Source organism: Paracoccus sp. 08 (assembly GCF_024105395.1).
Taxonomy (GTDB): domain Bacteria; phylum Pseudomonadota; class Alphaproteobacteria; order Rhodobacterales; family Rhodobacteraceae; genus Paracoccus; species Paracoccus marcusii.
This window is the reverse complement of sequence record NZ_WEKR01000067.1, coordinates 1-23,897: the sequence shown is the minus strand read 5'-3', so window position 1 is coordinate 23,897 and position 23,897 is coordinate 1. Positions and strand designations below refer to the sequence as shown.

Here is a 23,897-nt window from a genome sequence, read left to right as displayed (position 1 = left end):
GGGTCGCAAGACCGGCACGGGGAGATCTACCTTGGAAATCGAGTTGAGAGGTGACCAGCCTATTGTTGATGCCGCGCTGATGGATCTGGACGTGATCGGCTTCCAGGTTCTGATGCAGTCAGGCTGCATCAGAACCGGAGTCGAGCGCGGCACCGGGGCGGATGCAGGCAAGCTTCGTCTGACGTTTCAGTCACCAGACTGGCGCGTCAGACTGACTTGCTCCGGGGATGGCACAGTCCTGAGAACGACACGGCTGAGATTGGCGCGGGATGGTGCGCATGCAGCACTAGCCGAATAAAACCCGATTTCAATATCCCATCTGTGGCGCGTGATGATCAGGAAGACGTTGAGCGTGAGGAAACTCGCGACTTTACGCGGTCTCTGCCGCAATCAGCCCTGCGGCCTAAGAATACTCGTAACGCTCCGCAGAATAGCCGGATCCCTCGGAGAACGCGCAACAGTGTTGCAGGTATATGGCTCGTTTCGAGAACAGCAAAATCGTAAATTTCGGGGCACATCCCGTAAGGATGCGCCCCGAATTAGTTTGCGAATATCTCTGAGCTCAGCGGGTCGTGCGGGGGGTGTCGGACCGTTCGTCGTCGATCTCGACTTCCGTGTGACGTACGCTGTCGGTCACCGTTTCCTGGCGCGTATCGCTGGTTTTGCGCAGGCTAACTTCCTCGACAACGCGCGCCTCCTTTGAGACGACCGCCTCCTCGACAAACTCTTCGGCTTCGACTGTCCGGTCCTGGAACGCGGTGTCGACATCGGTGACGGCCCGATCAACCGGGCGGCGCTCCAACTCAACGCGATCCTCGCGCAAGTTTACCGTTTCGCTAACCGGTTCCTCGACGGTATACGCCCGAACGCGCACGCGCCCATGGCTGGTGTCTCGCTTGCCAACACGCAGTTGCTCTTCGACGATCGGAATGCTCTCGTCACCCGTCTTAGAGGAAGTGTCAGCATAGCTTCCGTCCGCCCCGACGGCTGACCCGACGGTCCTGGCTCCGGTCACATGGGGGCTGACTTCATAGCCACCCCAGCCTTCCGATCGCCAGCTTTCTTCGCGCTCGGCCAGGTCCACGGTGCCTTCGTCATCCAGAATGTCGAGAACCTGGTCATAGTGAGCGGCCGTCAGGCCAGTCACGGTAACGAGAACCCCACCGCGCGACAGCCCCTCGGCATAGGTGTAGCGGTCTTCGTCGGGAAAGAAGAAATCGCCAAGGCTATCCCAGAATCCCTTATCGTCGGTCGTCGAGGCTCGTTGCTCCGTGGATTGGGCAGCACCCTCGACTATTCGGATTTGCGTACGCGATATCCCGAGCGTCTCGAGCCGCGATACGGCATTCTGGGCATCGGCGTTCGTATCGAACATGGCGGAGACGGACATGCTTCCGTTGGAAGTACCGGCTTCATTGTCATAGGTCATCGTGAGTTTCCTCTTCGCTGATGATTTGACCCTCAGTCTGAGGGCCGAGATGGTCAATCACGGCGCGCTGGCGCCGGATAGTGACCGGAATGTTGGAAGTTTCCCGACGTTCGGTGCGGCGAACATGGATTTCTTCCCGCAAGACAAGCTGCCGCGTGATGACGATGCGCTCTTCGACCACGGGAATGACCGTCAGGTCCCCTTCAGTCACGATATCCGGGACGACGTCGATGTCCCGCTCGATTGGGACCCGGACCACATCTATTTCGACGTCGGAAAAATCGACAGGAACAAGGCTGTCCACCGTCTCGGTGACTGTCGAGACCCTGACCTTGTCTGTCACCCTCTTCCGCTTCGTGACCGTCAGTCGCTCTTCCATAAGCGGGACGGTCTGCTTGTCTAGGTTCTGGTTCTGGTCAGACGTCATCACATCCCTCCGTGATGCTCGACAACCTTACCCTCCACGGTTCGTTCCGGTTTCCGGTGGGCAATATAAGTTAGTCGCCACTATCACCCTGCCGCGTCTGACGGAGTCCCTAGCCATCCGACCTATCGTGGATTGGTGCCAAGGTACCGTTCGGATTTGGCAATCTGGAGGGCGTAAGCCGACTTGGCATTTGGAGCGGAGATTAGGCTCCAAGATCCAAAGTCATGAACGGCTTGAGAGCTCTCCTCCGCAGGTTTTACATGCCCATAACGCTCACTTGGAATGCCTCAGCTTGGTTGTTACGCAAGTGTCATGAACGTATCAGTCTGGGAAGGGACGGCGATGGGCGAAGAGATATGGCTTACCATTCGCAGTGAATTTTCAGACGTACCGGATCTATCAACGTTGACGCGGATCACGGTGCGCCTGGTCCTTGCAGCCATCCTGGGCGGAGTTCTCGGGTATGAACGAGAGCTGAAGGGTCGTAGCGCGGGTGTCCGCACTCATATGCTGGTTGCGGTGGGCGCAGCGCTGTTTGTCCTGGGACCTTTGCAGAGCGGAATGGAAATCGGGGACATGTCGCGCGTCCTGCAGGGCATTGTGCAGGGCATTGGTTTCATAGGGGCAGGGGCGATTATGGTACGCTCGACAAGGCATCAGATCGAGGGGCTGACGACAGCGGCAAACATCTGGGCAACGGCGGGTATAGGAGTCATGGCGGGTCTTGGGCTGGAAGCGACTGCCGTTCTGTCAGCAATCATTGTCCTGGTCATTCTCGCCGTGGTACCAATGGTTCTCCCAAAACCAACTGCATCTCATGGTGATGACTACGATCGTTGATATATGGGAGGGTTCGTGTCTCGTCATCAGCGACCGAAGACCAGAGCGTTCGCTGCCAGATTTTATACTGGAACTTCAAGATGATCGTGACGCCTTCGCTTGATCGCTGCCCCGATGGCGCGAGACCAAGGAGCAGGCGATCATTCATGACCCCGGTTTCCCGGCGCTGTTTTTTATAAAAAGCCTGTTGCTCGGTCTCTTAACGTAGCGTGCAGTCTGTTTCACTAGGCCGTGTTGACAAAAGGGATTCACAGGGCGCGCTGATCGTGATTCAAGCTGGTATCCGTGATGGAGACCAGCTTGGCACGAGATTTGATGTCGGACGAAGAGTGGGCTTTTCACTAGCGCTTCATTCTGGCCGTCCGAGCGCCGAACGGGCGCAAACCTACCGACCATTCGGCTCGTTCTTGATGGGATTTTCTGGAGTGAGGCATGAGCCGCCACTGGTTCAAGGCCATGCCGAACGCGGACAGGCTCGCCCTGGCGTGACTTGCCGGCAGAGTTCGGGAAGTGGTCCAGCGTCTACCGCCAGTTCCGACGCTGGACCCTGGCGGGTTTGTGGGAGCAGATCCTGGAGGTCTTGTGCGAAAGTCGGATCGTGCCGGATGCACTTCAGATGATCGACAGCACAGTGGTCCGCGCCCATCATCAGGCAGCGGGCGCAAAAGGGGGCTGAGCCATGAGGCGCCACTGGTTCAAGCCCATGGCGAAGGAGACAGGGTCTTGGCCGCTCAAGAGGTGGCTTTACGACCAAGATCCATCTCCGCGTCAATGGCACAGGCCTGCCCATGAGGTCGGACATCACACCGGGTCAAACATCGGATTATCGAGGCTTTGACTTGGTCATGGACGATAATCTGCCCGCGCCGGCTGTGCTGATCGCAGATCGAGGCTATGACTCCGACAAGGTTCGCAAAACGATGGAGGCGCGCAACGTCGTCCCGGTGATCCCAATGCGCAAGTCCCGCAGGTTGCGCGTCGTCGTGGATCGGGCCCTCCATCGCCTGCTGAGGTGCCCCCCAAAAACTGGACACTGACGTAAGCTCTGTTTTTGCTGTCTGTTGATCTTCATCACGAGGGAGATCGACGATGTCGAAACGAAAGCAGCACGCCCCTGAGTTCAAGGCGAAGGTGGCACTTGAGGCGCTGAAAGGCGAGGAGACCGTGTCGGAGTTGGCGAGCCGGTTCGGCGTGCATCCGACGATGATCAATCAATGGAAACGCGCGCTGCTCGATGGCGCGTCCGGTGTCTTTGAACGCGGTGGTCGCAAGGCGCCGGTGTTCGATGAGGATCAGGTCAGGGATCTGCATGCCAAGATCGGAGAGCTGGCAGTGGCCAACTCTTTTTTGGAAAGAAAGCTGAAGCCTTGGGGCGGGAAGTGAGACGCGGCATGGTCGAACGCGACCATCCAGACCTGTCGATCGGCCAGCAGTGCGCTCTGCTGTCGATCCCTCGGTCGTCGTTTTACTATACGCTGCAGGGTGAAACGGACCAAAACCTCGCGCTGATGCGGCTGATCGACGTGCAGTTCCTCGACACGCCTTTCTTTGGCGTCCGTCAGATGACTTGGCACCTGCGCAACGAGGGCCACAAGGTGAACGAAAAGCGCATACGTCGGCTTATGCGCCTGATGGGGCTGATGCCGATCTATCAGAAGCCCAACACCAGCAGGCCAGCAAAAGGCCACAAGATCTATCCCTACCTTCTACGCGGGTTGCGGGTGGAACGGCCAAACCAGGTCTGGTGCGTGGACATCACCTATCTGCCAATGCGTCGCGGCTTTCTCTATCTGGTGGCGATCATGGACTGGCACACCCGCATGGTCCTGGCGTGGCGGATCTCCAATACACTGGACGCCGACTTCTGCGTCGAGGCGCTGAACGAGGCCATCTATCGGTTCGGACCGCCGGACATCATGAACAGCGATCAAGGGTCCCAATTCACATCGTTTGCCTGGACAGACCGCCTGCGTCGCTCGGGCGTCCGCATCTCGATGGATGGCAAAGGCCGCTACCTAGACAACATCTTCATCGAGCGCTGGTGGCGCACCCTGAAATACGAGTGCGTCTACCTGCATGCGTGGGAGACCGGATCGCAGGCACGCGCCGGTGTCCGCAAGTGGATGGAATTCTACAACCACCGTCGGCCGCACAAGGCCCTTGGCGGCCGACCGCCGGCAGTGGTCTACTCACTGCAAATCGAAGTCACACAACTCGATCAACAGGAGCAACTCAGAGCTTAAAAAGCGCCAGATCCTGTCCAAAGAAGGGGGAGCACCTCACATACAAACACAATACAAAGTATCGAGCGCTATACGAGAATCTCATCCGCCAGTTGGACCAGCTATATAAGCTTGCTGGGTGATTTGGGACCGTCTCCAAGATCCGGCGGGCATCAGTTCCAGCACAGGCTTGTGAAAGTCATCTCAACTGCAGTTCGGTCAGTGCCTCACAGCCAAGTTTGGATCGGTACGGCTTGATGGCATGGATAGCCGATGCGTAATCAGCTGATAAAGTATGAGGCTGCAGAATTTCACCCTTGGGTGGAGTCACTTAAACTTGACGTGACACATGGAGGGGACAGGCTATGGACTGAAGCCCTGTACCTCATGCAGATGGCTGGGTCTCACCGGGTATCGCGCATCGAAAGCGGAGGCCGACGCCGTGATGCACCGACACAAGCATATGAAGGTCCCCTTCGGAGTACTGTCCGTTTTCGTGTGCCTGATGGCGACGCAAGTGGTTGCGCAGGAAAGCGGCAACGGTCCGACAACGGCACAGGAAATCTGGCGGCACCTGCCGCCGCTCCCAGGACTGAAGTCTGAGACTGCGTCTACACCCGCACTGTCGGGATCGGCCGACACGCAGGCCGGCATCGCGTCCATGCAGCCCGAAGCGACGTCCGCTTCCGGGCCTGAGACGAATGCGTTGGAAAGGATTTCCGGCGAGCCAACGGTCTACACGACGCCGGGGATGCGAAATACCCGCCCCCCTAATCAGGGAGATGAGGCTATTCCTCAGGAGGCAATGGCGCGGTCGGAGACATCTCAGTTGCGGCTTGCTGTCTATGTTCCCGAGCGAAGTGCCACAGATCAGCGTGACCAGACCATCGAATGGCTAACGGCCGAAGGCTGGACACCCGAGGAAGCCGTGACGCCCATCACGGTGGGCAAAACGCATGTCCGGTATTTTCATCTTCAGGATCGCGCAGCAGCCCAGGACCTTGCGGCAGCGTTGAATGCGGATGTACGGGATTTCGTGAGCTTTACGCCCTCACCCGAGGACGGCTATCTGGAGCTGTGGTTGGGTGGCCCCGGTGCCCCTCCGATCACCAACCCCGTGATTGCCCGCGGACAGATGACGGAGCCCTATCAGGCGCTGACTGCATCAAGTGGCGATGGCAGCCCGGCACCGGTAGCCGACGATCGTGGCGATGATCGGGATTCTGGCGGACGGGGCGACAATCCTTGGCTGCGGCCATTCAGTCTTCATGGTATCCTCGGCCGCAATAAGAGCCCCGATGATACGGTCGCAGCCAGGAATAGCAATTTCAGCGCAAGCAGTGGCGATGCGGGATCTGGCAGAACCGGATCTGCTGGAGCCGGCTCCAGCAGCAATGGAAGCAGCCCCGGTGGCAGTGGTTCTAGCGGCAATGGCGACGGAAGCGGCGACCAGAACAGCGGCGGCAACGGGAACAGTGGCGGCAATGGAAACGGTGGCGGCAGCGGGAACAGCGGCGGCAGCGGGAACGGTGGCGGCAGCGGGAACGGTGGCGGCAGCGGGAACAGCGGCGGCAGCGGGAACGGTGGCGGCAGCGGGAACGGTGGCGGCAGCGGGAACGGTGGCGGCAGCGGGAACGGCGGCGGCAACGGGAACAGCGGCGGCAACGGGAACAGCGGCGGCAGCGGAAACGGTGGCGGCAGCGGGAACGGCGGCGGCAACGGGAACAGCGGCGGCAACGGGAACAGCGGCGGCAGCGGAAACGGTGGCGGCAGCGGGAAGGGGAACGGCAAYGGGAACGGYGGCGGCAAYGGGAACGGCGGCGGCAAYGGGAACGGCGGCGGCAACGGGAACGGTGGCGGTCGGGACTGAGCAGTAGGCAGGCCGTGTCTGAGGACTGCGGGCATCCAGCGACAAACTGTTCGTCACGACAAAGTTGGTGCAGCCAACAGAGTAATCGCTGCATCTGTCAACGTAGAAGACCCGGCACGTCTTGAGTGCCGGGATATTGTTTCGGGGGCTTACAGAACCCCTCGCGCAATACGGATCATCTGAAGAAGCTCGTAATTGGGATCATTCAGCCTAACGAGTTGCCCGTTCACGACAGCATAGTTCTCATCGTTTCCCAATCGTGGCAGGCGATAAAGGCTGATCAATTCATCCTGTGTCAAAGCAGCGGTCGGGGCGATTGGCGTTCCGGAAGTGAGATCTGGAACCTCTGCCATCTGATTGACCAGAAGCAAGGACCTGTAATCCTCATTGTCAAGCAGAACAGGCAATCCGTCGATCAACGCATACCGCTGGCCTTCTGGTGCAGGATCAAGATCGAAAAGCGTTGCGATCTGATCCGACTGCAACAGCATCGACTCTGGATCCGGATCGACCAGAGCTTGGGAGCTGAGCCATTCGTCGCGGCGTTCGACCCAGATCGTGTCGTACCTATCCCGATCATAGGACGCCCATTCATCATAGGTGACACCATTTTTCGCCAAGCCTGGTGGAACGCAGGGGGGATCCTTCTTGGCAAGGCCGGGCGGACAATTGAGATAGGTGATCAACTCGTCGTCGGGAATATCCGCGACAAGCAGCTGGGGAGTCAAAAAAGCCAGCGCGGTCGCGGCCAGCACGCGCCTCATGTCACGATCTGTGGGCGCTGCCGTCGATAAGAGGCCATCCAAAACCTCTGCGCGCTCTGCCGTCGTGAAGCGTTGCGCGCCTCGGGCGCCATTGTCGTTTTGTCCACGGGCATGCTCGGCGCTTCTGTTTCCTCTGGCAGCGAGATCATTTCTATTGCCCCTGTGGGCGTTCCCATTGCCGGGATTATCGTTGCCGGCATTGCCCCGACCCCTTTTGGGCGGCTTGTCCTTGTTCTTGCCGCTGTTACCTTGAGCCAGCCAGATATGTTCGCTTGGCGCGCCCCCGGAGTGCGCACTGTGGCCATCTCCATAGAGCGGGGTAGCCAATGAAGCTGTCGACGACAAAGCGAACGCAATAGCGGTATTAACGAAGAACCTGGTCATGGCAGACACCTCCTGTTCGACAATTCACTGACTATCGGGCGACATGATATTTCGGCTTTGGTTTTCCAGCCGAAAAATGGATTTGCCAAGCACCATGCGCTACCTGAGGTTATATTAAGCAACTTGCAGTTGCGATCATATGTCGGTGACGGGGCGTGAGATAGCGCATTCTTCGTCGAAAATCCTTCCATATTTCAGGCCAATCTAATTCTCGTATAAGTTGAATGATGCGGAACCTCGCTGCCGTAGGCGTGCGTTGGTGCTCCAGGCAGTCAATGGGAGACGCATGATGTTGAAGACTCCGTTCAAGGCTCTATTGGTGGGCAGTCAGATCGCTGCCACCAGCCTTATGGCAACGGCGGCCATTGGGCAGACGACCCAGATCGAGACCCCTCAGGGTTCCACGGTGATTGTTCCAGACAACGCGCTGGAGGAGGAGCCTTCCGGCGGTTTCGTCACCGAGGGGGACTACCCACGTCTGGAAAGTATCGAGAACTATGAGGCGATCGCAGAAACCCTGTCAGATCAGGGGTATTCCGATATCTTCATCCAGCGTGAGGGCCCGATCCTGACGGTCACCGCGCAGCGCGCCGGCGTTCCGACCGAACTGGTCTACAGCACGGCCAACGGTCGTCTTGTTTCTGTTAATGGGGTCGAAACCCGCGCGGACCCCGAAGGATCGTCTGGAGGTGACGATGCCGGCCAGGCAGAGGCCGGAGCATCGGATGGAGAAGGTAGTAGCGATACACCGGATAGCCCGGGTGGCGATGACGGCGCGAGTGAAGGTAGCGCCGGTGATGATGCGGCCGATGGCGGGGCTGACACCGGCTCGGATGGATCCGACGGTGGCGAGGCGGATGGTGGCTCGGACGGCAGCGATTCAGACAGCGGCTCGGACGGTGGCTCCGAGGGAGGCGATGCCGATGGGGGATCAGACAGCAACGGCTGATATCGCTAGGAAACACGCTCTACAATGAGGAGGCCCCCGCAGCGTGGAACTGCGGGGGTTTCGTATAACATACTCTGCGAGTGGATGCCGGCTTTCAAACGTCACTGGCATCAGGATCCGAAACCGCGCATGCTGCGGGGCGCGGCATCAAGGATCACCAACTGACCGTTACGGATTGTCGCAACAGCCAAGCCTCTTTGAATGGTGCCGTCCCCTTTGAGCCGGAAAGCTCCGCCAATCCCCGAAAAGCCTGCCTGCCGCGTCAAACCGCCCGTCGTCATTGCGTCGTCCCTCCCCTCACCAGCAAGAGAAGCGAGTGCAGTCAATCCATCATACGCTAAAGACGCAAGCTGATGAGGGGGTTCATTATGGAGCCGGGCATAGTGCGCCTCGAACTGGCGAAAAAGCTTTGGGTCAGGAATGGCGAACCAACCTTCAGCAAGCTGTGGCATGCGCAAACGATCGTGTGGCTGATCCCAACGGGTCAGACCCATGACCTGTATGTCAGGCGAGCGAATGCCATCCCTCGCGAGGGTATCGGTAAGATAGGGCAATACGGCCTGATTGTTTGCAGTCAGAAAGACGACATCTGCATGACCAGATCCTGTCGCCTGAACAATCATTGGTGCCGCGGCGTTGATGCCACTGATGGAGATCGGATGATCGACACGACCGGTTAGATGAGCACCGTTCCGCGTGATGGCGTTCTCGATTGCCCGACCGCCAAGCTGTCCCGCCACATCATTCTCGGCGACGATGAGGATGTTATGCTTACCCTGTCGAGTGCCATAGGACACCAGACGGTCCGCGATATTGTCAAAGCTGTTACCCAGGATGAAAACGTTTCCGCCGGCAATCTGCGTATTGTTCGAAAATGTCAGCACGTTGACGTTGCGTGGCATCATTGCATGACCGACGGCATTCGCACTTTCTGCAAAGAGCGGTCCTAAGATTATCTGGGCGCCCGCATCGACAGCCGCATTGGCTTGAACAACTGCCGTTTGTGGGGATCCGCCCGTGTCATAGAAACGAAGGTCAAAGCTGACACCCTCAGCATCAGCTGCGGCCATCCGAGCAGCGTTTCTCAAGCTTCGGGCTAGCCACTCCAGATCTTGAGATCCGCTGCCGCCGGGCACCAGCAGGGCAACCCTTAGCGGCTCGCTCGGATCGATCGATTGGCCAATGTTCGTACTGGAAACGCGAGTTGCGTTCCCTGTCATATCACAGGCTGTGCAGATAAGGGTGGCCAATAGCACCAGAGCCCTCGCAAGAGTACGAGGTAAACTGACACTTGGCCGAATGACAGAGAATATGTCCATGCAAGTGTTTCTATGCTGGGAGTTACTGAAAGCTGCGGATCGAATATTCCTAGACACCAAGGCAGGGACCTGTTGTACCGCTCCAACAAAGGCGGTCCCGTATCGGGACCGCCAGATGGTGACAGTATTCAGATCACTCAGTTGGCTGCTGTCTGAAGCAGGTCGGTGATGCGCCGGACAGATGCACGACGGTTCTCGCGGATGTCGCCCTCCTGCTGGATCCGTGGGAACTGTTCACCGTAACCCTGGATGACCATGTTCTCCGGCGGAACCTGAAAATATTCGCTCAAGGCAAGCGCCACCGACTCCGCGCGACGGTCAGACAGGGCGAGGTTTGCCGCAGGATCGCCCACGGTGTCCGTATGCCCTTCAACAAGGAAGATTTCATTCGGATTGCCTGCGATCGCTTCACTGATGACATTCCCCAGAGCAGTCAGTTTCTTGGCTTGGTCAGCGTCAATGGCGGCTGAGTCCGTCTGGAATGTGATGGCGTTGACGTCAACGGAGGTGACCAGCGAACGAACCTCAGGAATGTCACGGACCTGCGACAGGCTGAACCGTCGATCAACGGCCAACCGGGCCATCAGGGCTTCCCGGAGCGCGGCTTCGTCCAGATCAGCTGCCGACCCGTCGAGCGTAGGCGCCGGAGCGGGCAGACTTGCGACATTAACGGGCTCCACGACCGATGTGTCGTCAAGCAGCATTGTCTGTTCTCCATCAGCTGAGATGAGCGTTCGGCGCAGGATCCGCAGATCGGCGTCACGGATCGTGACAATACGGCTGCCATCCGACCGCGTCACGGTGGTGCGCGAGGATCCATCATCGAAGTTTTCTGTCGCGACAGTCGACCCGGGCTGGCGAAGGAGAGCGACGTCATCCCTGATCACCTGCTGGGTGCCATCGGAACGGGTTACGACGATGCGGTCGGGCGTCGACAGCGCGACCTGGCGATTGTTGTTGAGCATCGCGCCGACAGCCACTCCGCCCAGACCCAGCAGGATGGCCTTCGCCAGATCATTATCATCATCGCTGTCGCTAGACTGCTGCTGATTGCCATCAGCCGAGGTGGCTTGCTGCAGGGTGGTCGCAAAATCTTCGCTTGAGGAACGGCTGTTTTCCTCGGTTACTTCTTCTTCAGTCACCTCGGCAGTAGCCGAGTCATCCAGCGCGGCGGCGGTTGGTGCGTCAGCAGTTTGCGCGCTTGTCTCGGACGCCGTAGGAGCGTCAGCAGTCGTCGTTGGAATGTCAGTGCCGGAAGCGTTCGCGTCAGTTTGGGCGTCGTTCTGTCCGTCGGCGCCGGCTGTCGACGGATCCTCCGTTCCGGGATTTAAGGGCGCTGGCGGGTTTGCCGGGACGGTGCTGCTTTCGGAAAGCTCAAGCCCATCCGTAAGGTCATCTGCACCGGGCGGGGTCGTTTCCGCCTCAGGTGCCGCGCCAGTCGCTTCCGTCTCCGCACGCTCCTGCTCTGCCGCCATCGCGTCATCCAGCGCCGCCTCAGGGTCGGTGGTGTTGGTGTCGGGCGTTGCTTCAGCATCTGCCTCAGGGAATGCGTCCACCTCTGGCGTCGTCACGTCGGTTTGGGCAGATGAGGCCTCTGCATCAGAACTCACCTCAGCGGCGCCAGCGCTTTCGACAGGCGCGGCTTCCATCGTTGTCCCGGTCGCCTCACTTGCCTCGGTCTCAGCTTCCTCCTGCTCCGCCGCCATCGCTTCGTCCAGGGCTGCGTCATTTTCGGTGGCGTCGGGTTCTGCAGTCACATCGGACGCCGCTTCAGAGGCAGGCCCCGCGCCACCCTCTGGCGTGGTCATCTCGGCCTCGACGGGTGAGGCCGCTGCATCAGCATCGGTCTCGGCAGCGACAGTCGCATCACCGCCGGCGGGAGAGGCTTCCTGCGAATTCGGTGCGGCCGCATCGGCCTTGGGCACGATCTCTTCTGCAGGAGGCACGACCTGCGAATTGCCATCAGCTGCAGCTTGAGCTGCAGCCATCTGCGGTGAGAGAAGTGAAAGACATGACGCGATGGCTGTCGAGGTGTGGAAAATCCGGCGCATGATGGTTCCCAAAATTACAACCTGAGGTAGACTTCACCACAACATGCACCGTGCCAGTCAGTTCCATAACTTCAGTTCTGCAAAAACTAAAAATGTACGCATTAGATAATTCCAATACCTTATCTAATTTTCCCCTATGTAGAGATCTAAATTGCTCAGATGGAGAAATTCTTATCTTAAATTATCAATTGGATCTGCCGTAACAGAGAAGGCATAACGATATATCTACTGCCTGCTCATATTTTTTCGAAAGCTATAAAGAATAAATCGTTTTTATTAAATTTACGCTAAAGAAGCACTCTGAACTTCAGTGGCCGGTAATTATCCTCGCTTAAAAGCGGTACTCATCACCGCGAACAAAGCGAGTCGCCGATGCCCTATATCAACGACCTGATCGAGTTGTCCGGCATTGCCAGCAACACGACGTACACCACCACTAACGGAACCATTATCGGCGTCGTGGACGGTGCGACTTATACCGGCGATGACGACAACACGGCAACGGCAGTTGTGGAACTGAACAACACCGATGCCGACGGGGGCATCCTCACGATCAAGGGTGTTCAGTACAAGATTTTTCTTGTGACGCCCGATGGCACGAGCCAACCAATCACGCTGACCTCGGGTACCGGGACCACGACGAATGTCGTCGGCAGCGACGGTACGTCAAAGATCGCCTTCATCCGGGCGGTTCCACTCTCCGGGACGGGCCCGACGCGCTACTTTGCGGCGCTGGATGACAGCGTAGGGGACGTGAACATCCGCTCCCTTCAGACGCGGACCTTGGATTTCGATCCGTCGGGCAGCGATGTAAAGATCAGCCTCAGTGGCAACAATTCTGTCACAACGGAAGGAAATGATACCCTTTTCGGCGGCACCGGTAATGACAGCCTGGACGGCGGCGCAGGCAACGACCATCTTTCTGGCGGCGATGGACATGACACTCTCAGGGGTGGCGCCGGGAATGACACGATCCTGGGCGGTAATGGCAACGACCGCCTCTTGGGCGGGGACGGAGCCGACAGTCTGAATGGAGGAGCGGGCGACGATAGCGTCCTTGGCGGTGCCGGGGCTGACAGTCTCGTCGGCGGTGAAGGCAACGATACGCTTGACGGCGATACAGGCCACGACAGCATCAATGGCGACGGTGGAAATGACAAGCTTATAGGCTGGTTGGGAAACGACACCATCGACGGAGGCGATGGCGATGACACGGTCGATGGCGGGGAGGGGGACGACCTTCTCTCCGGCAGCGCTGGCAACGACACGATCATGGGCTGGCTGGGCAATGACCTCATTCATGGCGGAGACGGAAACGATTACATAGACGCTGGAGCCGCAGGGCAGTTCAGCGACATGGATGGCGCCGATACCGTTTATGGCGGTGCCGGAAATGATACCATCCTGGGTGGCGCGGGTCGTGATGAGCTGCATGGGGGGGGAGACGCCGATATCATCAATGGTGGTTCCGGAAGCGACACGCTGATCGGAGATGATGGCAACGACACATTGATCGGTGGCGGCGGTGCGGACACTCTCACGGGCGGCAGGGGAAACGACACGTTCATCTACACGGCCGACGGCAGCGTGGACACGATCACGGATTTCAACGCTGGTAATACCGGCTCGCTTGATGACGGGGATGCCAGCAACAATGACTTCATTGATCTGAGCAGGTACTACGGAAAGATATCAGATCTGAGGGCCGACTTTAACGATGACGGCATCCTCAATCAGTCCAATGCAACAGATGAACGCGGCCGCTCCATCTCCTATGAGGGCAGGGACTCACTTCTCGTCGACGGAAATGGAGGCATCGAGTTTCAGAATGTCACCGCCGAGGACTTCACGGCGGAGAACACTGGAGTTCCCTGTTTCACCCGTGGAACGCCAATCCTGACACCGTCCGGAGAAATTTCTGTCGAGTTGCTGGCGACAGGAGACTTGGTCTCCACCCTCGACGCTGGTCCGCAACCAATTGTCTGGATCGGTCATCGCAATCTGTCGAGTTCGGATCTGCGAAACTTCCCTCGTCTGCGCCCCATCTGCATTCCGAGGGGCGCTTTGGGTGGTGGCCTGCCAACAGATATTCTTATCGTTTCCCCGCAGCATAGAGTGCTGGTCAGATCCCGCATCATCTCGCGCATGTTTGATCGTGACGAGGTCCTCGTAGCAGCGAAGCATCTAGTCGGAACTGGCGGGATCCATGTTCTGGAAGACGGAAAGGACGTGGAGTACTGGCATATCATGCTTCCAGATCATCAGGTGATCACCTCGGCAGGGGCGCTGACGGAAAGCCTTTATGTCGGCGCTCAATCTCTCAAAAGCATCGGGGATGAGGGTCGTCGAGAGCTCCTCGAATTGATGCCGCAATTGGAGACGATTGTTTTTTCACCGGCCCGGACTTTCGCAAATGGGCGTATGGGGCGCAATCTGGCCATTCGCCACAAGAAGAACAATGTGGCGCTTCATACGGCCACGAGTGGCATGATCCAGAACCCGCTATGACCGGACGTGTTGGTCGACTGTATCCAGCCTCATTGACGGTCCGATCAAGATTCAAAGGATTCATCCACAATTCCAAGCTCTGGTCATGCGCCCCGTCTTTCCCACTCGGACAACTGCACACGAAGGCTTAGGATATAGCGCGCCACGCGGCTGAACAGCTCTTCCGGCGGCAAGCATGCGTCCATTCGTGCATACGTTTCCCGTGCAGCAGCATATTCACTCGGCGATGTAATCGCTGGCGCGGTACCCGTTTGCTCAAAGTAACCAAGAGCTGCCTCGATCTGATGTTTTGGCGTACCAGCCGCAAGAAACCGGGTCCGAAGACCTGGATCTATCATTGTTCGCCTCGTCGTCTTTCCGTCGTCCAGAGGCGGTAATCACTTGCGGTCGTGGTGTCCTCAAAAAACGCTGTGAAGAGGAAAAAAGAGTGCAATTCCGCTGAACGATGGGCAGTTCTTCGCGACTGAAATTCCTTCAGGGTCAATAGCGGCGCGATTGACCCGTCATTATCTACGCTCGCATCAAATAAAAACAAAAATACCTGCAATGCCAAAATGACACTGCAGGTACACTCTAATACATGAGATAAAAGATTACGGGTTACTAGGTATCTATACGGTAGTGGAGTCAGGGTGCGCTTTAGCGATAGATATAGGTGATCTGGCGATCGTTGGGGTTCACCAGCACCGTCTGCCCGTTGATCTGCGCATAGCGATAATCCGGCTGATCCGGGATCTCGTAGATCGTCACGTTTTCCGGAACGCCCGCGCCGATCACGACCTCTCCGTCCAGATAGACGGGATCCACCGTGTTCGACGTGACATAGGTGGTCACTTCGGTCGTGGGCTCCTCGGCTGCGGCAGCTCCGGTCGCGCCGCCGATGGCAAGACCGGCCACCGCCCCGACCGGGCCGCCGATCAGCGCACCCATCGCCGCGCCGCCCAGACCGCCCACGGCGGCGTCCTGCCCGGTGGTCGGGTCCTCGACGGGGGCCTCAATGATGGTCACACCGACCGTCTCGCGGTTTGGATAAAGCGACACGACCTCGTCGCCCGCCTTGACGTTCAGATAGTCGCCATAGGCCCAGCCTTCCAGACCGTCGCCGCTGACCTGGCACCAGTTCGCGCTGTCGATGCAGCCCAGGACCGACACCTCGTCCCCCGCGCCGATGGCGCCGATCACGCCATGCTGGACGCCCGGGCCGGACCGGACGTTCAAATCCGTGGCAACGGTGGCCATCGTCTGCGCCGAGGCGGCCCCCGCAACCGTCAGGGCCGCAACGAAGGTCGGAACAAGATACGCTTTCATGGTAATCTCCTGTCTCTCGGGCATGCTGCCCTGTGATGGCTGCCAAACATGCTCTCGTTGCAATCAGTTCCCGCATGGCGTGATATTATGGTTAATATGCATCCTTAGATTGATCTTGTTTGTCTGACATCGTCTATGAGGGGACAAACTTCTGATGGGAAGCTCAGCAACACTCTCAAGGATCGAGGTGAGTCAGGCGATACTTGCTCAGCGTAAGGCAGGCATGGAAAGATCGTTCGACAGTATTCTGCCACGGTTATAAGAGATGGATCGTATGAGCCGAGAAAGCGAAACCCGCCGCCAGGTCGACAAGCAACTGTCGTTTGCACTCTACGGGGCAGCGAACCGGATCATGCGGATGCACAGGCCGTTTCTCGAGCCGCTTGGTCTGACCTTCCCCCAGTATCTGGTCGTCCTCGAGCTACTCGATACGTCGCCTCAATTGGTGGGCAAGGTTGGCATCAGACTTGGATTGGATACCGGCACCATTACGCCAATCCTCAAGCGCATGGAGCAATCCGGGCTGATTGCGAGAAAGCGCGACATGCAGGATGAACGTCGCGTTCTGGTGGAGCTGACACCTGCCGGACAAGCGCTGCAGACGTCGGTATGGGCCGTTTCTGATCAGATCATGTCCGCCTGCCAGATGACGGACAGCCAGGCGGATGAGCTTCGTGAGGAACTTGTTCGGTTGGGGAGACCGGCAACCCCGGAAGAACAGCTCGAGACAGTGAAGTCCGCTCCGGAAACCCGGCGGTGAGTGAAGCTCTGCTCTAACGCCTGCTGGTCCGTAATTTTGGCATGAAAGAAACCGTCGGTCGAATGTGCTGTCTTGCCCGGATTGCAAATGCTTCTGTCAGAAGCCAAGGAAGAGTAAGGGCCGCTTTGCCCTGTGCAGATGCTTTGATTCACGAACGGCTGCTGTCAGGGAGGAAACAGCAAGACTTTCGGCAGCACATCCTTCTGTGCGCTACGTCAGCGCAAGAAACGGACGGTCTCAGCGTGAAGCGGCTCGCGTCAGCACGACGGCCGCCGTCGAGGCCTTTGCAACAAGACAGACCAGCTGCGCGCGTCTGAGCGAGTCGCAGAGAATGTCGCCGGGACTGGCGGCATGTCCCGCCGCTTCAACGGCTGTCAGAAACGTCGCAAAATCCTTGCCGATGATCGTCATAGCTAGGACCCTCCTCGTGGAAGCCTAAAGCACTGAGCTAAACAACCTATGCGGTAGTGATCCTAATGTAACTCACCATTTTGAATATTCAATACTAATCGGTTCATTTACATCGAATGTATGGAGCGCCGCTCTGCAGGTTGTGATCTGTCCTCAAAGGGCCAGGCTGCCAAAACAGTCCCTCGCCATGAAGGCTGCGGTCAGTGAGCGTCACCGGTCTCCGCTGCAACAAGGTCCTCCGTTGCGACCCTGGCCGCCGGCTCATCTTCGGCTCCCGCGCCTGCCTCGACGAGGCTCTCAGCCTCCGCCTCATCCTCGTCCAGGACAGGTGGCGCATCACCGGCCAGAAAGTTTCCAAACTTCTCCCATCCCGGCACGTGCTCTGCCAGAACACGCATGACGACAAGGACCGGCACGGCGATGATCATCCCGATCACCGACCAGAGCCATGCCCAGAGCGCCACGGCGAGGAACACGACAACGGTGTTCATCTGCAGGCGGCGGGACACGAAGTAGGGGGTGATGATCTGGCCTTCCAGCGAGGTGAGGGTCAGGTACGAACCCGCGACCATCGCCGGCCAGAATAGTCCCGGCATGACGAGAAGAGCGACCAACCCGGAGATGGCCACGCCGACGATCGCGCCGAGATACGGGATGTAATTGAGGATGAAGGCACCGACCCCGAAGAGGATCGCTCCCGGCATGCCCCAGGCCCACATGGCGAGGCCTACGGCCAGACCCAGCCCGGCATTGATCACAGTGATGGCGCCGAGGTAGTTGCCGAGCGAGTCCTCGATCTTGCGCAATGCCAGGTAAGCGCCACGCTTCTCGCGCATCCGGTCGAAACTCTGGACGATCTTGAGATGCAGCATGTCGCCTGACGCGATCATGAAGAACAGAAGGATCAGCGTGAAGAGGACTTGGCCCAGGAGCAGAGGCGCCATCTTCATGACCGTTCCTAAAGTCGTCTCCCCTTCCTGTTCGACACGGATCGCAGGTGTCTCGCCTGGTTCCGGCTCAACCGTCTGCGCATCATCGATACGCCGTGCCGCCTCACGTAGTCCCGACAGGCCTTCACTGAGACTGTCGAACTTCTGGTTGAGCTGGTAGGAGATCACCGGCATTCGGCTCATCGCCTGGCTGAGCGGTCCGCTGGCTGCGTAGGCGATCACGCCAACGGAGAGCAGGATCGAAAGGGTGATTGCCGCGGCGGTCAGGGGATTGGGCAGACCACGTCGTTCCGCAAGTCGACGCAACGGTGTGAAGACGAAGAAGAGCAAGACGGCCATCGTGGCAGGCATCAGGAAGTCACGCCCTTCGGCGATCGCTGCGAATGCCAGGATCAGGAAGATGCCGATTACGGCCCAGTTCGCCAGACGGGGAACCGAGCTTTCCTTGTCCGACCCACTTCGAGCCTGCGTCTGCTCCATCGTGATCTCCTCGTCTTACAATCAGACGCCAGGGTACGGGCAAATCGTGAAGATATGGTCTTCGTTGTCGATGGGTGACTGCCATCTCCCTCGCGGGAACCATAACTATGAGAGCTGAACTCTCCGGACCAGTTGTTGTTTGGTCCACTTTTGCTGATGCAGGTCTGAAGGATACCAATTTCACTTGGCCGAGTGACGCCTGAAGGCGCGCAGCCTTACCGAATTTGACACCTCATGGCGCCCAAGATGCTCAAGACCCTGACGAAAAATGCAGTTTGTTAAAATTTTATCGATCTGGTCTACGGGTTGAGCCCGTACACCGTCGTGCGGGAGCATCCTTGTATCTTTGTAGGTAAGTTGTTCCAATGCGCATGCTCCGTGCCGAACGAGACTTTGTCTCCGACTGTCGCCCCTCCCTCGCGGCCAACACCTCTCTTGCAGGACTGCATCGGCCGCGCGCAAAAAGGGCCGCCCCTGTGGGTGGCATGGCCAAGCGGGGGCTGGATGTCACGTTGGCGGTTCTGGGCCTGCTGCTGCTGGCGCCGCTGATCCTTGCGCTGGTCATCGTCCTCAAGCTGACGGATTCCGGGCCGCTGCTCTACGGGCACCGCCGCGTAGGCTTCGGCGGGCGCGAGTTCCGCTGCTGGAAGTTCCGCACCATGGTCGTCAACGGCGACGCCGTCCTGGAGCAGTACCTGCGCAAGCATCCCGCCAAGGCGGCCCTGTGGTACGAACAGCGCAAACTGGTCGACGATCCGCGCGTCACCCCCTTGGGCGCCGTGCTGCGCAAGCTGAGCCTGGACGAGCTGCCCCAGCTTCTGAACGTGCTGACCGGAGAGATGAGCCTGGTCGGCCCGCGTCCGGTCGTGCGGGAAGAGCTGGACCATTACGCCAGCTCGGCCCGCCACTATCTCGCGGCCCGCCCCGGCCTGTCCGGCCTCTGGCAGATCAGCGGCCGCAGCAACACGACCTACATGGAGCGCGTGCAGATGGACCGCTTCTACGTGATGAAGTGGAACCCGTGGATGGACCTGCGCATCATCTTCATGACCATCCCCGCCGTCGCGCTGTCCCGCGGAGCGCATTGATCAGGCGGCTGATAGAGGAAATTGCGCACACATTTATTGTGCGCACGGCAACTTGCCTTCCACCAGTGAAGGATTTTCTATGTAGTCATGATTCCTGGGGGCAAGAAAACATGACGCGTACGAGTTAGCTGGATGATGCATCTGCACTCAAGCAGGGCCGAAACTATGACTTAGTCCGCGATAGCGCGGCGGTCATCTTTCTTCGAGACGGGTATGCAGGGGCCAGCGTCGACGACATCACCCGAGAGGCCCGGGTATCCAAGGCAACGCTCTACAGCTACTTCCCCGAGAAATCGCTGATGTTCCATGCGGCGATGCAAGCTGAGCTTCACGATGCGTTTCAGAAATCCCCGTTCGACAAGCTTTCAGACGGAAATGTTGCCGATGTCCTGCCGAAAGCCCTGACGGCGCTCGCCGATTGGGCGGCAGCACAGCAAAGGGTTCGTCTTGTGTGGACCGTCACGGCCGAGGGGATACGCTTTCCGCCCATCGCCGCAGCCTATGACGCCGCTCTTACCGGCGGCACCATCGCTCCCCTCAAGGCACTTCTCGACGCTTGGATCGACCGAGGACAGATTGACCGTCACGACAGTGAACATTCCGCCCGTCGGCTCGTCGCTATGATCATGGGGCAGGTTCAGCAACATGCCATGATGAACGGCTCCAAGCTGACACGGGAGCAACTGGTGACGTGTGCCCGGGCTGGGGCAGATCTGTTCCTGGGTGGACATGCCGGCAGGGGCCAGAAAGCGGTCTGAGCAATCGTCCGTGATCCACACGGATGGAAATACCCGGCAAGGCTCCACGCATAAACACCCCGCGCCTTGCAATCAAGTCTGCGCATAACCTACAGGCCGCCCATCAAGCGTTTAAGTAAGAGAGATCATCGTACCCTTGCCCGATCAGACTGCGACCAGACTTCATGAATGCCCCACAGTTCCCTTCAGGGTGATCGATGACAGATCTGCCGTAAAGGTTGGAATGCTGCTGGCGGCGGCCACCATAACCCTCATCGTGAGCCACATCACCACTTACAGCATGATCTTTCTGTACGAGTACAGCGACAACGGGCTTGCCGGGGTGATCTATTCCTTCGTGAATCTTGGTGGTGACAACTCCATCTCCGAAAATCTCAATCACGGGATGCTGTTTATCTGTTTCTCATCCTTTCTCTATGTTTTTCACAAAACCCGATCCCGCTTATCGCTGTTCCTGTTCGCGTTCTTTGCCTTTGCCTGGTTCGATGACTCCTGTCAGTACCACGAACGCTTGGGAATAATCCTGGCATATGCGTTCGAGCTCCCCGTGGTTTTTGGTCTGAGGGAGAAGGATCTGGGAGAGCTACTGGCATGGATGCTGGCGGCGGCAGTTTTGGCGTCCCTCGGCATCTGGGCTTACAGAGGCCGGCGTAATGGCGACGGAGCCATTCTAAAGTTTATTGCCTATCCTATAGTCCTCCTGATCTTTTGCGCAGTGGTTTTCGACCTCGCCCATATCATGATGCCGGGAGCGTTGGCTGACGTCATCTTCACGGCCTTGGAGGATGGTGGCGAGATGATGTCGATTGCGGCTGCGGCCACAGTATCTATCGCGGTCCTTGGAAATTACGAAAAAATCTTTGATGGCAGCGGATCACAGCACATCGGCGTCAATTAGCACTAAGCATTTCGAGTGAAGCTGTCACAGACGGCGGGTGATCCAATTCTTGCCGATAACATTTATTTGCCGGAACGCCCCGTCGGAAGCGGCCGTTTCTCCCGCATCTGAGGTGCCGCGTGGCACCCGTGTTTTGAGGAGGAACACGCTATGGCAAACGAATATAACGACCGCGATCGCATGGGCCGTGCTGGCCAGGGCTACGGCAACCGCGACATGAACAGGAACGATCGCGACTGGACCGACAAGGCCGCGGACGAAGTCAAATCGTGGGTCGGCGATGATCAGGCCGAGCGTCGCCGCGACATGGATGAGATGCGCGACAATCGCGATCGGTACCGTGATCGCCACGATTTCTCCGATCGCTCCGCATCCTACGACAGTGGCTATGGCCAGGGCAGTAGCTACGGTCGTTCGAACGATGGCCAGGGTCGTCGCGGCGGCATGGGCCCAGATTTTCGGGCCGATCGCACCTTTGATCCCTACAGCTCGAACAGCGGCTACGGGCGTGACAACCGCTCCTACGGGCGCGGCTATGCCGACCGCAACGACGAACGCGGGTTCCTGGATCGCGCAGGCGACGAGGTGGCCTCGTGGTTTGGCGACGAGGACGCCAGCCGCCGTCGCGAGATGGACAAGCACCGCGGCACCGGCCCGAAGGGTTACATCCGTTCGGACGAGCGCATTAAGGAAGACGTCAGCGAGCGTCTGATGGATGACGGCCAGCTGGACGCCTCGGACATCGAGGTGATGGTTCAGGACGGCGAGGTCACGTTGTCCGGTACCGTTCCGGAGCGGTTCGCCAAGCGTCATGCCGAGGATGTCGCCGAGCGCGCCTCCGGGGTGAAGCACGTGCAGAACAACCTGCGTGTCGCGTCGTCCGGGCAGGCCGGAATGGCAGCCGTGTCGCCCCTGATTGCCGATCCGACGCGAGATCGCGGCATTTTGTAAGCTCGGTAGGCCGCGGCTTCGTACTGCGGCATCCTCATGAGCTATGAGAAACATTCAGCGGGCGCCTCACGGGCGCCCGTTTTCTATTGATGGTGCGGCATTCATTGCACCCTTTCGGGTCAAGATATTCAGTCAAGCGATGGATTGGCCCTGCTTGAGATTGTCCCGGGGCAATCGCCCTTGCAGGGTCAAGGGAGCACCGCTTTGCTTGGAGCGGTATGGTTGCGAACGCTCCCCGTCAGGCGCCTCCAGTTCCTTAAGGATCGGACAGTCGGCACGGTCATCCCCGGCGCAGCTGTCCACCAGCGTCTCGAGCGTGTCAGCCATGTCCTGCAGCTGGGCGATCTTGCGGCGCATGTCCTCGATCCTCGCCTGCGCCAAGGCCTTCACATCCGCACTGCGTCGTTGCTCATCGCGCCAGAGATCGAGCAGAGCGGTGATGTCAGCGATTGAGAACCCCAAATCGCGAGCCCGTGCAATGAACCGCAGCATGTGAACATCACGGGGCGTGTAGTCACGATACCCTGCCGCCGTCCGCGATGCAGGCAAAATCAGACCGATCTGCTCATAGTAACGGAGCATCTTTGCAGAAAGGCCAGAGAGCGCCGCAGCATCACCGATGTTCATGGCCGATGGCTCCTTCACCTCTGTCTTCGACAGTAAGATCGGCGGCATCGTAACGGTCAATCCAAATCACACATTCGTAGGACCGTTGACGTTGTCACGGTTGGAATGCCCATTTGCCCTCCCGGCCTTGGAGGATGCCGGGAATGAGAAAGCAACATGTTTTGGGGCAGGGAGGTGCAGCGCGCTCCCTCCCGTACCAGCAATGATCGATCGTGAACTGCGCGACCAGTTCCTGGCAGCCGGGGTGCCCGAGGCACAGGTCGATGCGGTCTTGAGCTACTTCGACCTTTATGGTGGAGCCGCCGAGATCACGTCAGAGGCAGAATACCAGAACGGCATGGCCATCTATGCAGCATCGGACGCTCACCTTGCCCCTCACGATGTCCATAGTGCTGTCGCCAGATACGTCATCCACCTCGGTACGCGCCTGGCGGAGTGGGACGGCAAGCATACGGTCCCAAAGGAAATTCGGTGATCTCGCACAGGTAAGGTGCCTCCTGGGGCAATCAGGGGATTATTGAGAGCAGGGATTCTGGCGACGGCTCAGTGTGCTGAAGTTCGGCACGGCCCAGTCCAGGTCGATCAACCTTAGGAGGCTCTCGACAAACCCCGTCGTCTGTCTTAGCGCCATGCCAAACAGCACCTTCATCGTCATGAGCTGCTGCCGGTTTCGTGGACACGAAGATAAGATCGCGACCAAGGAACTGGAGAGTGGATATGACGAGACGAAAGTTCAGCCGTGAGTTCAAGACAGAGGCCGTGAGGCTGGTAACCGATCGGGGCGTAGCGGTGTCACAGGCCGCACGCGACCTCGACCTGTCCGAGAGTGTGCTGCGCCGCTGGATGAGGGAATTGAGCGCAGCCCCGGCTGCTGCATTTCCCGGGAATGAGCAGATGCGTGCC

General features: G+C 58.6%; 22 protein-coding genes and 2 pseudogenes. 14 read left to right on the top strand and 10 right to left on the bottom strand.

Annotated features, from left to right (window positions below):
• Positions 1-31: 31 nt before the first annotated feature.
• A complete protein-coding gene (locus GBO37_RS16805) occupies positions 32-298 on the top strand; it encodes a DUF6522 family protein (protein ID WP_252930093.1) in 267 nt (88 codons plus the stop codon).
• 264 nt (positions 299-562) lie between these two features.
• On the opposite strand, the gene GBO37_RS16800 is transcribed toward GBO37_RS16805, so the two are convergent.
• Together GBO37_RS16800 and GBO37_RS16795 are read right to left on the bottom strand one after the other, a co-directional pair.
• Complete coding sequence (locus GBO37_RS16800; RefSeq protein WP_252930092.1) at positions 563-1,429, bottom strand: YsnF/AvaK domain-containing protein; 867 nt, start codon at positions 1,427-1,429, stop codon at positions 563-565.
• Positions 1,419-1,856: a YsnF/AvaK domain-containing protein gene (locus GBO37_RS16795; protein WP_252930091.1), complete on the bottom strand. Its 438-nt coding sequence runs from the start codon at positions 1,854-1,856 to the stop codon at positions 1,419-1,421. Before GBO37_RS16795 ends, GBO37_RS16800 begins: the two co-directional genes overlap by 11 nt.
• 342 nt (positions 1,857-2,198) lie before the next feature.
• On the opposite strand from GBO37_RS16795, the gene GBO37_RS16790 reads away from it, so the two are divergent.
• From GBO37_RS16790 to GBO37_RS16775, 4 genes and pseudogenes are all read left to right on the top strand, one after another.
• Positions 2,199-2,696, top strand: a complete 498-nt coding sequence (locus GBO37_RS16790) for an MgtC/SapB family protein (RefSeq protein ID WP_252930090.1) — start codon at positions 2,199-2,201, stop codon at positions 2,694-2,696.
• A gap of 351 nt (positions 2,697-3,047) precedes the next feature.
• Positions 3,048-3,703 (top strand): annotated as a pseudogene (locus GBO37_RS16785) (IS5 family transposase); the annotation flags it as partial.
• Positions 3,704-3,785: 82 nt separating this feature from the next.
• A protein-coding gene (locus GBO37_RS16780; protein ID WP_252930089.1) for an IS3 family transposase occupies positions 3,786-4,939 on the top strand; the annotation gives its coding sequence in 2 pieces (ribosomal slippage) (positions 3,786-4,038 and positions 4,038-4,939; 1,155 coding nt in all).
• Positions 4,940-5,363: 424 nt separating this feature from the next.
• On the top strand, positions 5,364-6,788 hold the full coding sequence (locus GBO37_RS16775) for a hypothetical protein (RefSeq protein WP_252930088.1): 1,425 nt from the start codon (positions 5,364-5,366) through the stop codon (positions 6,786-6,788).
• Between the two features lie 149 nt (positions 6,789-6,937).
• Here GBO37_RS16775 and GBO37_RS16770 read toward each other — a convergent pair whose 3' ends face one another.
• Positions 6,938-7,936, bottom strand: coding sequence for a hypothetical protein (locus GBO37_RS16770; RefSeq protein WP_252930087.1), 999 nt, complete (start codon positions 7,934-7,936; stop codon positions 6,938-6,940).
• 286 nt (positions 7,937-8,222) lie between these two features.
• Here GBO37_RS16770 and GBO37_RS16765 point away from each other — a divergent pair, with 286 nt between their 5' ends.
• The gene (locus GBO37_RS16765; RefSeq protein ID WP_252930086.1) at positions 8,223-8,885 is read left to right on the top strand and encodes a hypothetical protein; all 663 of its coding nucleotides are present in this window, start codon (positions 8,223-8,225) and stop codon (positions 8,883-8,885) included.
• A 110-nt stretch (positions 8,886-8,995) separates the two neighbouring features.
• Here GBO37_RS16765 and GBO37_RS16760 read toward each other — a convergent pair whose 3' ends face one another.
• A complete protein-coding gene (locus GBO37_RS16760; protein WP_256481151.1) occupies positions 8,996-10,105 on the bottom strand; it encodes a penicillin-binding protein activator in 1,110 nt (369 codons plus the stop codon).
• Between the two features lie 236 nt (positions 10,106-10,341).
• Positions 10,342-12,255 carry an OmpA family protein gene (locus tag GBO37_RS16755; RefSeq protein WP_252930084.1) on the bottom strand — a complete coding sequence of 638 codons (1,914 nt, stop codon included), beginning with the start codon at positions 12,253-12,255 and terminating at the stop codon, positions 10,342-10,344.
• 372 nt (positions 12,256-12,627) lie between these two features.
• Here GBO37_RS16755 and GBO37_RS16750 point away from each other — a divergent pair, with 372 nt between their 5' ends.
• The gene (locus GBO37_RS16750; protein WP_252930083.1) at positions 12,628-14,763 is read left to right on the top strand and encodes a Hint domain-containing protein; all 2,136 of its coding nucleotides are present in this window, start codon (positions 12,628-12,630) and stop codon (positions 14,761-14,763) included.
• 639 nt (positions 14,764-15,402) lie between these two features.
• On the opposite strand, the gene GBO37_RS16745 is transcribed toward GBO37_RS16750, so the two are convergent.
• Entirely contained in the window at positions 15,403-16,071 is a 669-nt protein-coding gene (locus GBO37_RS16745) for a DUF1236 domain-containing protein (RefSeq protein ID WP_252930082.1), read from the bottom strand.
• 274 nt (positions 16,072-16,345) lie between these two features.
• Between GBO37_RS16745 and GBO37_RS16740 the strand changes: the two genes are divergently transcribed.
• Positions 16,346-16,831, top strand: a complete 486-nt coding sequence (locus tag GBO37_RS16740; protein ID WP_252930081.1) for a MarR family winged helix-turn-helix transcriptional regulator — start codon at positions 16,346-16,348, stop codon at positions 16,829-16,831.
• A 237-nt stretch (positions 16,832-17,068) separates the two neighbouring features.
• Here the strand turns inward: GBO37_RS16740 and GBO37_RS16735 are convergent, their stop codons facing one another.
• Together GBO37_RS16735 and GBO37_RS16730 are read right to left on the bottom strand one after the other, a co-directional pair.
• Positions 17,069-17,242, bottom strand: a complete 174-nt coding sequence (locus GBO37_RS16735; protein ID WP_252930080.1) for a hypothetical protein — start codon at positions 17,240-17,242, stop codon at positions 17,069-17,071.
• 200 nt (positions 17,243-17,442) lie between these two features.
• Positions 17,443-18,672, bottom strand: a complete 1,230-nt coding sequence (locus GBO37_RS16730; RefSeq protein ID WP_252930079.1) for an AI-2E family transporter — start codon at positions 18,670-18,672, stop codon at positions 17,443-17,445.
• A 485-nt stretch (positions 18,673-19,157) separates the two neighbouring features.
• Between GBO37_RS16730 and GBO37_RS16725 the strand changes: the two genes are divergently transcribed.
• From GBO37_RS16725 to GBO37_RS16710, 4 genes are all read left to right on the top strand, one after another.
• Entirely contained in the window at positions 19,158-19,760 is a 603-nt protein-coding gene (locus GBO37_RS16725) for a sugar transferase (RefSeq protein ID WP_252930137.1), read from the top strand.
• A gap of 128 nt (positions 19,761-19,888) precedes the next feature.
• Entirely contained in the window at positions 19,889-20,518 is a 630-nt protein-coding gene (locus tag GBO37_RS16720; protein WP_256481149.1) for a TetR/AcrR family transcriptional regulator, read from the top strand.
• 223 nt (positions 20,519-20,741) lie between these two features.
• The gene (locus GBO37_RS16715; protein WP_252930077.1) at positions 20,742-21,416 is read left to right on the top strand and encodes a hypothetical protein; all 675 of its coding nucleotides are present in this window, start codon (positions 20,742-20,744) and stop codon (positions 21,414-21,416) included.
• Between the two features lie 150 nt (positions 21,417-21,566).
• Entirely contained in the window at positions 21,567-22,367 is an 801-nt protein-coding gene (locus tag GBO37_RS16710) for an SWFGD domain-containing protein (RefSeq protein ID WP_252930076.1), read from the top strand.
• A 132-nt stretch (positions 22,368-22,499) separates the two neighbouring features.
• Here GBO37_RS16710 and cueR read toward each other — a convergent pair whose 3' ends face one another.
• A complete protein-coding gene (gene cueR / locus GBO37_RS16705) occupies positions 22,500-22,994 on the bottom strand; it encodes a Cu(I)-responsive transcriptional regulator (protein WP_252930075.1) in 495 nt (164 codons plus the stop codon).
• On the opposite strand from cueR, the gene GBO37_RS16700 reads away from it, so the two are divergent.
• Complete coding sequence (locus GBO37_RS16700) at positions 22,987-23,469, top strand: hypothetical protein (protein ID WP_252930074.1); 483 nt, start codon at positions 22,987-22,989, stop codon at positions 23,467-23,469. The genes cueR and GBO37_RS16700 overlap by 8 nt on opposite strands.
• Positions 23,470-23,526: 57 nt before the next feature.
• On the opposite strand, the pseudogene GBO37_RS16695 reads toward GBO37_RS16700, so the two are convergent.
• Positions 23,527-23,658: pseudogene (locus GBO37_RS16695) on the bottom strand (transposase); the annotation flags it as partial.
• Between the two features lie 53 nt (positions 23,659-23,711).
• Between GBO37_RS16695 and GBO37_RS16690 the strand changes: the two are divergent.
• On the top strand, positions 23,712-23,897 hold a 186-nt coding region (locus GBO37_RS16690; protein WP_252928768.1), incomplete at its 3' end, for a transposase.

What these genes read in the sequence shown, in the direction of transcription:
- GBO37_RS16730 (WP_252930079.1), bottom strand. Translation starts at nt 18,672, where the DNA reads ATGGAGCAGACGCAGGCTCGAAGTGGGTCGGACAAGGAAAGCTCGGTT.
- GBO37_RS16770 (WP_252930087.1), bottom strand. Translation starts at nt 7,936, where the DNA reads ATGACCAGGTTCTTCGTTAATACCGCTATTGCGTTCGCTTTGTCGTCG.
- GBO37_RS16765 (WP_252930086.1), top strand. Translation starts at nt 8,223, where the DNA reads ATGATGTTGAAGACTCCGTTCAAGGCTCTATTGGTGGGCAGTCAGATC.
- GBO37_RS16745 (WP_252930082.1), bottom strand. Translation starts at nt 16,071, where the DNA reads ATGAAAGCGTATCTTGTTCCGACCTTCGTTGCGGCCCTGACGGTTGCG.
- GBO37_RS16700 (WP_252930074.1), top strand. Translation starts at nt 22,987, where the DNA reads ATGTTCATGGCCGATGGCTCCTTCACCTCTGTCTTCGACAGTAAGATC.
- GBO37_RS16715 (WP_252930077.1), top strand. Translation starts at nt 20,742, where the DNA reads ATGCTGCTGGCGGCGGCCACCATAACCCTCATCGTGAGCCACATCACC.
- GBO37_RS16760 (WP_256481151.1), bottom strand. Translation starts at nt 10,105, where the DNA reads ATGACAGGGAACGCAACTCGCGTTTCCAGTACGAACATTGGCCAATCG.
- GBO37_RS16740 (WP_252930081.1), top strand. Translation starts at nt 16,346, where the DNA reads ATGAGCCGAGAAAGCGAAACCCGCCGCCAGGTCGACAAGCAACTGTCG.
- GBO37_RS16795 (WP_252930091.1), bottom strand. Translation starts at nt 1,856, where the DNA reads ATGACGTCTGACCAGAACCAGAACCTAGACAAGCAGACCGTCCCGCTT.
- GBO37_RS16755 (WP_252930084.1), bottom strand. Translation starts at nt 12,255, where the DNA reads ATGCGCCGGATTTTCCACACCTCGACAGCCATCGCGTCATGTCTTTCA.
- GBO37_RS16750 (WP_252930083.1), top strand. Translation starts at nt 12,628, where the DNA reads ATGCCCTATATCAACGACCTGATCGAGTTGTCCGGCATTGCCAGCAAC.
- GBO37_RS16800 (WP_252930092.1), bottom strand. Translation starts at nt 1,429, where the DNA reads ATGACCTATGACAATGAAGCCGGTACTTCCAACGGAAGCATGTCCGTC.
- cueR (WP_252930075.1), bottom strand. Translation starts at nt 22,994, where the DNA reads ATGAACATCGGTGATGCTGCGGCGCTCTCTGGCCTTTCTGCAAAGATG.
- GBO37_RS16790 (WP_252930090.1), top strand. Translation starts at nt 2,199, where the DNA reads ATGGGCGAAGAGATATGGCTTACCATTCGCAGTGAATTTTCAGACGTA.
- GBO37_RS16725 (WP_252930137.1), top strand. Translation starts at nt 19,158, where the DNA reads ATGGCCAAGCGGGGGCTGGATGTCACGTTGGCGGTTCTGGGCCTGCTG.
- GBO37_RS16735 (WP_252930080.1), bottom strand. Translation starts at nt 17,242, where the DNA reads ATGACGATCATCGGCAAGGATTTTGCGACGTTTCTGACAGCCGTTGAA.
- GBO37_RS16710 (WP_252930076.1), top strand. Translation starts at nt 21,567, where the DNA reads ATGGCAAACGAATATAACGACCGCGATCGCATGGGCCGTGCTGGCCAG.